2 protein-coding genes are annotated in these 2,962 nt (G+C 64.7%); both read left to right on the top strand.

What is annotated here, in order from left to right; all coding sequences use genetic code 11:
- Positions 1-288: 288 nt before the first annotated feature.
- A complete protein-coding gene (locus JV551A3_RS15060) occupies positions 289-1,344 on the top strand; it encodes a tetratricopeptide repeat protein (protein WP_133978870.1) in 1,056 nt (351 codons plus the stop codon).
- A gap of 79 nt (positions 1,345-1,423) precedes the next feature.
- Positions 1,424-2,962: ATP-binding protein (locus tag JV551A3_RS15055; protein ID WP_133978868.1), on the top strand; the 1,539-nt coding region annotated here is incomplete at its 3' end.

The following is a 2,962-nucleotide window of genomic DNA, read 5'->3' as shown; positions in this document are numbered from 1 at the left end:
TCCTACATCTGTTGCGGGCCAGTTACTCCTGAGGCAGATGCGCGCGGGCCCTTTGGTGTCCACCTTGATATCGTGCCGGGCACGCAGGGCGGTCGCGTGCATTGGCACAGGCGTTACTGGCCTGAAACAGATGTAGGAGCAGCCTTGTGCTGCGAAGCGCCGCGCGGGCGGCGCTCGATTTGTGCCCCCCCAAAAAGATCCGAGCCAGGCACCTGTCAGCCCTCACTCGGTTGCATTTACCCCCCAGCTAGCCCAAGCTCTGCCCTTCCCGCCGCCACGGATCGTCCGATGCCCAGACGCAACCGCTACCTGATCGCCCTGCTGCTGTTGATCCTGGTATCGGCCCTGTTCGGCTACCTGTGGCGGGACACCCCACCAGCCCCGCCAACCCTCCCGGCCCACAGCTACGCCAAGGCCCTGCGCCAGGCTCATGAGGGCCAACCCGGCGCTGCACGGGTGCTGTACCAGCAACTGCAGCGCACCGACCTGCCACCCATCCGCCGGGCGGCCTTGTATGCCGAACTGCCCAACTACCCTTCGCCCCAGGCATTGAAACTCGCCCGTCAGGACCTCGAGCATGCCGACCCGCTGGTGCGCCGCGCAGCCATTGCCGGTATCCGCCGCCTGCTGCCAGCGGCGCAGCGCAGCCTGGTGCTCGGCCCACTGCTGGACGACGACGAACAAAGCGTGCGCTTCGCCGCAGTAGATGCCCTGCTCGGCCTTGCCCCGGATGACATCGGCCTGTATTTCGGCCCACTGCAGGTCGCCCTGGAGCAATACCAGCAGGCCCTGGAGCAACAGCCCGAAGACGCCGACGCGCAAGTCCACCTGGCGCGCCTGTACCTGCACGAAAACGACTACACCCTGGCCGCCACTGCCCTGCAACGAGCCCTGACGGTAGCGCCAGGCAACCTCGACGCACTTGCGACCCAGGTACGCCTGCTGGAGCGCCAGGGCCACCACGATGCCTCGCGTCAGGTACTGGGCAAAGCCCTGGCGCTGAGCCCCGACTCGGCTTTTCTGCAGCACGAACTAGGGCTCTGGTTGAACCGCCACGAACAGCGCGAATACGCACTGCTGGCCTTGTCCCGCGCCGTCGAACTGGACCCGGACAACGCCGACTACCGCTATACACTGGCGGTAACCCTGCATGAGCTGGAACAACTCGACGCCGCGCAAAAGCAACTGGAAACCGTGCTCAGCCGTCAGCCGGCCAATCGCCGGGCACGGGTGCTGCTGATCCAGTACTGGAAGGAAACCGGCCAGTTGCAGAACGTGCAGGTGCTGCTGGCCGAGCTGGAGCGGCAGAACCCGGACGACCCCGTGCTGCAACAGGGCCTGTAGGCACTGTCCGAAATTTATTGAACCCTGAGGCTATGCCGGAGGTCCAGTGGATATCAGGCCGCCCTACAGGAGAGTCGTTTTGGCCAGTTCGTTGGCGCTGGACGAACGTGCATTGATCCTGGCGCCCCCGCCAATAGCCGCGGATACTGCTCGGCTGCTCGCTTGCGCGGGCATCGACAGCCTGTGCGCGGTCGATCTGGCCAACCTGAAAGCCTGCCTGGCCGAAGGCGCGGGCCTGGCAATCATTGCCGAGCAAGCGTTCCAGCAGGGTCCAAGCCCATTGCTGCAGGCATTCATCGACCAGCAACCGTGCTGGTCGGACCTGCCCATCGTACTGCTCGGTCAAGGGAGTCAATCAGCCAATGGCTCGACCAACAATCCGGTGGGCAACCTGCTCCTGCTGGTCGCACCTTTTGAAAACGCCCAGCTGCTGCGCGTGACCCAGTCCGCCCTGCGCAACCGGCGCCGGCAGTACTTGGCGCGCGACCAGTTGCAGAACCTGCAGCAACGCCTTGATGCCCTGGCCGAACCTCCCGGCGAAGCGCAGCAGCGCAGCGAGTTTGCCCGCCACCAGACGCGCAAGATGGAGGCCATCGGCCAACTGGCCGGTGGGGTCGCCCATGACTTCAACAACCTGCTCACCAGCATTGGCGGCAGCTTCGAGCTGATCGACCGGCGCTTGCGCCAGGGCCGCAGCGATGGCCTGGATAACGTGCTGCGCATGGGCCGCGAGGCGGTGTCACGCGCAGCACGTCTGACCCACCGCCTGCTGGCCTTCTCTTCTCGGCAATCGCTGCACAGCCAGCAAATAGACCTGCACGACCTGCTCCAGACAAAGCGCCTGAAGGCTTGCCTTACCCCGGCCGTGACCCTGCAGGTGCAAATCGACAAGGGCCTGTGGTCCGTCGAAGCCGATGACCAGCAGTTGCATGAAGCCCTCGAAAACCTGCTACTCAATGCCTGTGAAGCCATGCCCAACGGTGGCCAACTGCGCATCGAGGCAAGTAACCAGCACATCGGTGCCGGGCAATTCCCCGGCGCCCTGTGCGTCGGCGACTATGTACGTCTGCGCATCATCGATGACGGCCAGGGCATGGCGCAAAGCACGTTGGAGCATGCCTTCGAGCCGTTCTTCAGCACCAAGGCGATCGGCCAGGGCATCGGCCTGGGCCTGTCGATGGTGTACGGCTTCAGCAAGCAATCCCGTGGCCATGTCACCCTGCACAGCCAGATCGGTCAGGGGACCCGGGTGGACTTGTACCTGCCGCGCCATGTCGACCAGGGCCAGGCACCGGTCAAACCCGTACAGCCCGTGCGTGGTTACCAGGGCCATCACGTGCTGGTGGTCGAGGACGACCTGCATGTACGCCAATTGCTGTGCCAGGCTCTGCGCGAGGATGGCTTCGCCTGCCACAGTGCCGCCGATGCCAATGAGGGCCTGAAGGTACTGCGCTCGACCCAACCGGTGGATCTGCTGGTCAGCGATGTCGGTTTGCCCGGCATGAATGGCCGCCAGTTGGCCGAGATTGCACGCAGCCTGCGCCCACGCTTGCCAGTCTTGTTCATTACCGGCTATGCGGAAACGGCCATGGCCCGCGAGGGTTTCCTGGAGGCGGGG

It is taken from the genome of Pseudomonas inefficax (genome assembly GCF_900277125.1).
Lineage (GTDB): Bacteria > Pseudomonadota > Gammaproteobacteria > Pseudomonadales > Pseudomonadaceae > Aquipseudomonas > Aquipseudomonas inefficax.
Note: the sequence above shows the minus strand (reverse complement) of the source record. Positions and strands in the feature narration are given on the sequence as shown.

Bases quoted from the DNA above. Each gene is read 5' to 3' on its own strand.
- JV551A3_RS15060 (WP_133978870.1), top strand. From the start codon at position 289: ATGCCCAGACGCAACCGCTACCTGATCGCCCTGCTGCTGTTGATCCTG.